General features: G+C 52.7%; 8 protein-coding genes. 2 read left to right on the top strand and 6 right to left on the bottom strand.

Annotation, left to right across the window (positions count from 1 at the left end; all coding sequences use genetic code 11):
* Nucleotides 1-235: 235 nt before the first annotated feature.
* The 3 genes from alr to E0L13_RS10380 all read right to left on the bottom strand — a co-directional run bounded on the left by alr (nt 236) and on the right by E0L13_RS10380 (nt 3,804).
* Complete coding sequence (alr, locus tag E0L13_RS10390) at nt 236-1,405, bottom strand: alanine racemase (RefSeq protein WP_240924723.1); 1,170 nt, start codon at nt 1,403-1,405, stop codon at nt 236-238.
* Between the two features lie 115 nt (nt 1,406-1,520).
* A complete protein-coding gene (locus E0L13_RS10385) occupies nt 1,521-2,615 on the bottom strand; it encodes an iron-containing alcohol dehydrogenase family protein (RefSeq protein ID WP_168062222.1) in 1,095 nt (364 codons plus the stop codon).
* Between the two features lie 49 nt (nt 2,616-2,664).
* A complete protein-coding gene (locus E0L13_RS10380; protein WP_168062220.1) occupies nt 2,665-3,804 on the bottom strand; it encodes a PucR family transcriptional regulator in 1,140 nt (379 codons plus the stop codon).
* Nucleotides 3,805-4,058: 254 nt separating this feature from the next.
* On the opposite strand from E0L13_RS10380, the gene E0L13_RS10375 reads away from it, so the two are divergent.
* Complete coding sequence (locus E0L13_RS10375; protein ID WP_168062218.1) at nt 4,059-5,018, top strand: NAD(P)H-dependent glycerol-3-phosphate dehydrogenase; 960 nt, start codon at nt 4,059-4,061, stop codon at nt 5,016-5,018.
* A 2-nt stretch (nt 5,019-5,020) separates the two neighbouring features.
* Here E0L13_RS10375 and E0L13_RS10370 read toward each other — a convergent pair whose 3' ends face one another.
* From E0L13_RS10370 to E0L13_RS10360, 3 genes are all read right to left on the bottom strand, one after another.
* Entirely contained in the window at nt 5,021-5,779 is a 759-nt protein-coding gene (locus tag E0L13_RS10370) for a hypothetical protein (protein ID WP_168062216.1), read from the bottom strand.
* 120 nt (nt 5,780-5,899) lie between these two features.
* Nucleotides 5,900-6,562, bottom strand: a complete 663-nt coding sequence (locus tag E0L13_RS10365; protein WP_168062214.1) for a hypothetical protein — start codon at nt 6,560-6,562, stop codon at nt 5,900-5,902.
* 18 nt (nt 6,563-6,580) lie between these two features.
* The gene (locus E0L13_RS10360) at nt 6,581-6,874 is read right to left on the bottom strand and encodes an Imm17 family immunity protein (protein WP_168062212.1); all 294 of its coding nucleotides are present in this window, start codon (nt 6,872-6,874) and stop codon (nt 6,581-6,583) included.
* 139 nt (nt 6,875-7,013) lie between these two features.
* Between E0L13_RS10360 and E0L13_RS10355 the strand changes: the two genes are divergently transcribed.
* Nucleotides 7,014-7,505 (top strand): YbaK/EbsC family protein, encoded by a 492-nt coding sequence (locus tag E0L13_RS10355; protein WP_168062210.1) that lies wholly within the window; start codon nt 7,014-7,016, stop codon nt 7,503-7,505.
* Nucleotides 7,506-7,518 lie beyond the last annotated feature (13 nt).

Raw genomic sequence — 7,518 nt, 5'->3', positions numbered from 1 at the left:
AAGCGCCGTTGCTTTTTCTTGGGTTTATTATGTCATAGGCCATACGATAAAACAATATGACAAAACTATAAACTTTGTTGTGTACATGCACAATAATCGAATATATTAAACATTTTTTATTGCATTTCTTTATTTTCAAACATTTGTTTTAAAGTGAACCTAACAGTTCCCATTCTTTCGAACCGAAGGGGCTCGCATCTCTTTCGCGCAATACGAACGCGGCAGTTCATTAAAGCTAAACGCGCTGCGTTTGAAACAAATATTCCGTCCGGCCGACGCAACGGCCCTTTTCGACATATACGCGGGGGACGCGGCGGCCGATATTGCAGAGCACTTCATGAGGTATCGTCCCTATGATGCGTGCCAGCTCGTCCGCTCCAATATATTCGTTTCCCTGACGACCAAACAACACGCATTCGTCGCCTACGCGCACGTCAGGAATATCGGTAACGTCTATCATGCACTGATCCATGCAGATATTGCCGATTTGAGGGACGCGCCGTCCCCGTACCAATACGTCGGCCCGGTTGGACAGGAGGCGGGAATATCCGTCGGCATAGCCTAACGGCAAGGTGGCAACCAAGGTAGGACGACGCGCCCTGAACCTGCGGCCGTATCCTACGGTCTCTCCTTCTTCCAGGCGCTTCACATGGGTAATACAGCAGCGCAGGGACATGACGGGATGCGGTACAAACTCCGGAGGACGCGCCGCACCGAAGGGATTATAGCCGTACTGAATAATACCGGGACGCACCATGTTGCAAAAAAACGCCGGATACGCCAGGACGCCGGCGCTGTTATCGCAATGACGGAAGCGGAATGACACGCCTTCTTCCCACAGCCAGCGGTACATCTGTGTAAACTGAAAGAATTGCTCCTTCGTGTACGCGCAGGCGTCGTCTGCCGCGTCGTCGGCCACGGCAAAATGCGTAAATATCCCTTCCATCATCACACAGGGCAGAGCCCTGATGCGCTTTATCTCTTCGACGCTTCGTTCCGACAGCTTGTAGCCGATACGTCCCATACCGCTGTCTACGGCAATATGGAATCGCACGGTCTGCTGCGTCCGTTCGGCTTCCTGCGAAAAAAGCTTTGCGTCGTCGTAATGAAACACGGCCACATCGATATGATAGCCCACGACTTCCGCTGCGCGCCGCCCATCTGTATGTCCCAACACCAAGATAGGGGCCGTAATACCGGCGCGGCGCAGCTCGACGGCTTCGTCCAGACAGGCCACGGCCAGCTGGTCCGCGCCGTTCTGCAAAAACACGCGGGCCATCGCCACGGCGCCGCATCCGTACGCGTCGGCTTTGACGACGGCCATAATCAGCGTATGGGCGCCGACAAGACGCCGAATATGCTGCATATTATACGCCGCCGCATCCAAATCGACCTGCGCCCACATAGGACGCCTCGAAAATGATTCAGTACACTGCAATACATCTGCGTTTATGGTTTCGCATATAGCCATAATCCTTCGCACCTCCCATAACCCCGGCCGGGCAAACGCCGTCAAGCCGTCATTTAGATATATGAGCGTATATACGGGCTACGACGCCTGCCGTCACATCATACGACGTCGCCTTGACGGAAGCCGTCTTCATGACCATCGTCGTAAATTTCTCAATTTCTTCTTCAGACAGCGTGACCGTATCGGGCATGAGATCTTTCATAAATGCTTCGAAGTCATCGGAGCCGGCAAATCCCAGCAATTCCCATACGCGCTGGGCTTTATCGGCCATGGATTCTTCCATGAGTTTCATGTACTGAGGCAGCAGCAAGCCGTTGGCCCGGCCATGCGAAAAACCCCTGTAATACGTCAGGCAATATCCCATGCCGTGTACCAGCGTCGTACCAGCCTGGGAAATGACGATGCCCGCCAAGGTCGAAGCATACATGAGGTCTTCGCGGACGGCATAGGACAGCGTGCCGCGCAGCTGCGTCAGATGAAGGCCGAAAAAGCGCAGGGCTTCTTCAGCCCATACGTTGCTGACAGGCGTCGCATCCTTCGCCATATAGCCTTCTATCGCATGAGACAAGGCGTCGATAGCCGTGTCGATCGTCACGTGTTCCGGTACGCCCATCGTAAAGGACGGATCGGCCAAAGACAGCTTCGGATACAGCATCGGCGATTTGACGCCCTGCTTCGTGCCGGACTTATGATTGGTCAGGATACTGATTTTCGTCACTTTGCTGCCCGTGCCAGACGTCGTAGGAACGGTGACAATAGGCAGGGGCGGCGCTCCGTACGGCCCTGTAAACAGTATCTCGTCGTCCAAATCGTTCGTGCATAATAAGGCGATCACTTTAGCTGCGTCCATAGGCGAACCGCCGCCAATGCCGATGACAAAGTCAACCTGTTCCTTCCGCCCTAGCTCCGCGCCGTTCCGCACGATTTCGACAGACGGGTTCGCTTCTACTTCGTCGAACAGGACCCAGCCGAGGCCTGCCGATTCCAGTACGGCGACGACAGCGTCCTGCGATCCGTTTCGCTTCGCCGAACTGCGTCCCGTAACGATCAGGGCTTTCTTGCCCAGCGCCGCCATATCTGCCACGGATTGGGCAACGCATCCTTTCCCGAAATACAATTTCGTCGGCATTTCATACGTAAACATACCAAACTCCCCCTGCCTATAATGATGATGTATACTATCACGCGCCGATTCATCCGTCTTTCTGTATGGAAAACAGCTTCTTGATTTTCAGCGCGATGAGAATATCCAGCTTATCTTCTTCTTCGTTTAGTTTCTTCCCCGTAATAGTTTCTATCTTATTCAGTTTATACAGCACCGTATTGCGGTGAACCACTTCGTGAACTGCCGTATCCTTAATACTGCAGCGATGAGACAGGTAATATTCCAGAGTCTCCACCAGCGACGAATGATGAGCGGCGTCGTATTCGTCCAGCCCTTTCATCGTATCGTCGTAAAATTGCCGCAGCGTGCCTGGTGAAGGACCGTCCAGCAGCAGCTTATACACGCCGACGCGCTCATATTGTACGACAGGCCGCGTTTCCGAAACGAGAGCCGTCATAGCTGACGCCCGCGTATAGCTTTCAGACAACCGTTCGACAGAAGGTACGGCCGAGCCGACGCAAATCGTAACGGAAAGGTCTCGGCTCAGAAAGTATTCACGCCATTCCCAGGCCCTGCTCCATGCGTTTGATTCGCCTTCGTCCGGCGCTACGCATACCAAAGCGTCGCCGTACGTCAAAACGTGGACGTCGGGCTCGCAAGCGCTCATCTGCGCCGCCGCCTCGTCGAGACGGCGGCGTTCTGCCGGACGGACGACGAAAACACGGAAGGCCTTATCGATATCTATGCCGTACGTCCGCAGGGCTCGGCAAGCATTGCCGCACTGTCCCGGATGCATGAGAATAAACAGGAAATATTGGAGAAATTGTTGTTCTCTAGTTTCCTCTTCAATGATAAACTGGCATAAATAACGGGTAATATCGACTAACCGCACGCTCCACGGAATAACGAACAGGGGAAATCCGCGTTGTTCGCAAAACGCCGCGACGGATTTCGGAACGCTACGTATAAAAGGGCCGATGTTGATCACCAATCCGCTAGCTCTGCTTTTCTGTAACTTCTTGATATAATCCAGCAGCCACTCTTCGCCGTTATAGATACTCCCCGTGCAAAACACCAGTTCCCCGCCGTGTAAAAACAAAGCGGATTCCTTGTTTTCTATAATGTGTATCCACGAAACACGGCTGTCAAAGCCCTGCGTTCCTGTCAGGCACTGCATCTTGTATACTTTCTGACTTTTAGCATATAAAAACCCTACTGTGACAACCACATGTTTCGCCCCCTTAAACGAAAACGAGCACGATGAACAGTGTACACTTCATCGTGCTCGCGTTAAACGCTTTTATGCTTTTGTATAACCGTACTACATTTTCGTAAGTTAGTAAATATCATCGCCAGATTTTCCTAATATATTTTATGTATGTGCGTTATAATCTGTAAACATAAAACATTTACACCACGCTTCACGCTGTAACGCCTATGTAAGTATGGTATAATGGAAAAAAATCTATCAGGAGGACACTCATGAATATTACCGTCTTAGGCTGCGGCCGCTGGGGTGCTTTCCACGCCTGGTACGCCGACCGCATCGGCCACACCGTCACCTTATGGGGCCGCCCGTCGTCCCGCAATCTGGAAACCCTTCGCTGCACGGGAAAAAACGAATACCTGACCTTGCCCTCGTCTATCGCCCTGACCGATGATTTGGCCGACGCCCTGCATAAGGCCGACGTCTGCATCATTTCCATCAGCGCCCAGCAGCTTCGCTCCTTCGCCGGACAGCTTCGGGAAACGGAATTTTCCCCATCCCTGCCTTTCGTCCTGGCCATGAAGGGCCTTGAAATCGGCAGCGGCAAGCGCCTCACGACAGTCATGGAGGAAGAGCTGGGGCCCGACGTGCAGACCGCCGTCTGGGTCGGCCCGGGCCACGTACAGGACTTCGTCGCCGGCATGCCGAACTGCATGGTCATGGCCTCCCGCGATATGGAGCTGACGCGCCGCCTCGTCGACGTCTTCACCAGCCCCCTCATCCGCTTCTACTACGGACAAGACCTTTTGGGCATTGAAATCGGGGCAGCTGCCAAAAACGTCATGGGCATCGCCGCCGGCATGCTCGACGGCGCAGGCCTTACGAGCCTCAAAGGGGCACTCATGGCCAGAGGCACTCACGAGCTGTCCGTCCTGATTGAAAAACTGGGCGGCAATGCCATGACCGTCTACGGCCTCAGCCACTTAGGCGATTACGAAGCGACGCTCTTTTCGGCCCACAGCAACAACCGCCTCTTCGGCGAAGATTTCATCCAAGGAAAACCGTTTCATAAGCTGGCTGAAGGCGTTTATACAACAGAGGCTCTCGTAGACCTTTCCAGACAAGTCGGCGTCGAATTGCCCATTACGCAGGTCCTGTACAGCATCGTCAAGCTCGGCAAGGACCCCCACGCCATGCTGGAGCAGCTCTTCCTGCGCTCCACCAAGGCCGAATAAGCCTACTCCATAAACCCCTTCCCCTGGTGAATACAGTCGATGGCCTGCTGCAGCCGTGCCAAGCCTTCCTGTAGTTCCGGCAGATTCCAGGCGTAAAACCGCGGCAGCATCCATTGGGACGTCCACATGATGTAGTGTATATACGTCAGGATATCTTTGATTTCCTCCCGGTTATGCCGTGCCGCAAAGGTCACGTTGTTATGCAGTATCTGGCTGCATTTCGAGTCGATTTTCGAAAGACTGCGGTTGAACTGGACGATATCCGTAGAGACGCCGCCTTGTATGAGCTGATTAAAGTCCCCCAGTACGTAATACCGCGTCAGGCGGTTGCAGCGGGAAATCTCCCATCGCTCCATGAATTGCCGCTTATACGAGTCGGCCTTCCGGCGCAGCGACGCCCCTTCCCGGCTGTCGCCGGCCGTATAGGCTTCCATGGCGTTGGACTCGAAGTTCAAGTACCACAAATACCATTCATAGGTCCGTCCCTTGGCGCATAAATTCGCCAGGTCGGCGTATTTCTCCAGGGAAGACCGCAAAATACAATACAAGGGTCGCAAATCAAAATAATCGATATCGGACATGCACTTGGCCAAAAAAGAGATCGTCGAATAATCGGCAAATATGGCATGATACAGCCAAAAGGGATAATCCTGCAGCATCAGCGTGCCGTTGACCGACAGGTAACGGGCCTCATGGGCAATCCTCCTTATCTTTGCCGCCGCTTCGTCCATATAGTGATTCAACACATAACTGGTCCGCATAGCCAGCCTCCTCATCTCGTAATTCGTATCTCTATTGTATCACACACAAAAAACGACACGAAACACAGCAGGGGAAGATCCCCCAGTCCCTGTGTATCGTGCCGTTTCCTCTATGCCGCGCTACCGCAGTTCATTCTTATCTTCGCCGATGCGCGTGCCGTCCATAAACTTCATCGCCGTCGGCTCCCAGGTGACCTTGAGGTCGCTGAGAGGAGAATCATAGGCTTTGACTTCTTTTTCGTTCGTGTCGTTTATATCGGTGTAAATCGTATCGGTCCTCGTTACGCCGGCCATGACGGGCATCGTGTCCAGATAATCGGCGCGGAACAATTCATTGCCCGACGCATCGGAAACGATGAACCGCCCTTTGAAGGTCTGAATATCGTTTTGCGATACGTTGGCGATGGAAATATCGAACTGTATCTGCGGATGCATGCGTCCGGCCGAGGCGTTCTGGTCGAGGCTCACCTTATCGACGACGGATACCTGCAGCGTTTGGTTCATCTGCTCCCGGTCCTTTTCAACCTGAGCCTTCCACTTGGCGTACACGTCGAGTATTTCGCCGACGGTCTTTCCTTCATAGGCCTTCTGATCTCGCGATTTAGCGAGGGATTGGAAAAATTCCTGCTGATCCTTCGTCAGCGACGTATCGGACTGAATCTGTTTGACGATTTTCGACGATTCGCTGGAATGCCATACGATGGATTTCGTATCCTTTGAGCCGCATCCCGCCGTCAGCATGACCGCAATCAGTGCCGCCGCCAGCCATTTTTTGTTCTTCATACCGCTTCATCCTTTCCCTTATAATAATTCAAACACAGACAGCGGATCGGCTTTGATCATCGGTATGATATACAAGACCGATATGCCCGTCATAAACGATATAAGGCCGACGATACAAAAGCCCAATCCTAAGACAACATAAAAAATACGCATTCCCGTCGTTCCGCCTGTACGTCCGGCAACCTTGCGGGCCCGGCGGTTATTGACAAACCAGGACCACTGCATGACGGCTCCCCCTATGGAATACAGGCCGATGGCCAGAAACAGTATGTCGCCGTAATCATGAAAAAATGCAATAATGGCGTTGTCCATTCCCCCACCTCCTTCCTACGGCATCTTCACGAAGCAAATTTCCTCATCTCTTAATATTATTCTTTTTTTTTTTGAGATACCTTCTTTTTTATGTAAAATCTATGTATATGATAAAATATTATACAAAGGAGGCCCTCCTATGCTGTCCGAACAAGCCCAAACCGTACTATCCGTATTACAAACTGCCCATATAGAATACCATGTGAAAGAACACATTCCCGTCTACACCATAGACGAAATGTCCGCCCTGCACCTCCCCGACGGCGAGGCCGTAGCCAAAAACCTGTTTATCCGCGACGATAAGAAGAGGACCTACTACATTGTCGTCATCCGTCAGGAAAAAACGGTCAACCTCAAGGCCCTGCGGCAGACGCTGGGCTCGCGTCCGCTGAGCTTCGCCTCCGAAGACGACCTGTGGAAGTACCTTAAGCTGACCAAGGGAGCCGTCACGCCCTTAGGCGCCCTGAACGACGAAACGAAATCCGTCATCGTCGTCTTTGACAAAGACTTCATAGGAAATACAATCGCCGTCCATCCCAACGACAATCGGGTCTCGGTTTGGATGCAGGCCGACGACCTAGTCCGCCTCATCCAAGAACACGGCAACCCTGTCGTCGTCGCCGAGATATGACGGAGAACGTAAG

Origin of the sequence: Megasphaera sp. SW808 (assembly GCF_012027795.1) — a bacterium.
Taxonomy (GTDB): Bacteria; Bacillota; Negativicutes; order Veillonellales; family Megasphaeraceae; genus Megasphaera; species Megasphaera stantonii.
The sequence above is the reverse complement of the archived record's forward strand: the minus strand, read 5'-3'. Positions and strand labels throughout refer to the sequence as shown.